Origin of the sequence: Clostridium sp. MCC344, assembly GCF_018785365.1 — a bacterium.
Lineage (GTDB): Bacteria > Bacillota > Clostridia > Lachnospirales > Lachnospiraceae > Pilosibacter.
Map to the genome: position 1 here is coordinate 1 of NZ_WQPQ01000119.1, position 205 is coordinate 205.

Below are 205 nucleotides of genomic sequence, written 5' to 3' on the forward strand. Positions count from 1 at the left end.
GGATCTATCCCAATAAAATACAACAGGAACTGTTTGCAAAAACATTTGGATGTGTCAGGTTTGTATATAACCGGATGCTGTCAGAAAAGAAGGAATGCTATGAAAAGACCGGAAAAAATCTAAAGGTCACTCCGGCAAAATATAAGGCAGAATTTCCATGGCTAAAAGAAGTGGACAGCCTTGCTCTGTGCAATGCCCAGCTGCA

1 protein-coding gene is annotated in these 205 nt (G+C 41.0%); it reads left to right on the forward strand.

Annotated elements, in window-relative coordinates; genetic code table 11:
- Positions 1–2: 2 nt before the first annotated feature.
- Positions 3–205, forward strand: a 203-nt coding sequence (locus tag GPK90_RS18750) for a helix-turn-helix domain-containing protein (RefSeq protein WP_346011307.1), incomplete at its 3' end; no start/stop codon positions are given.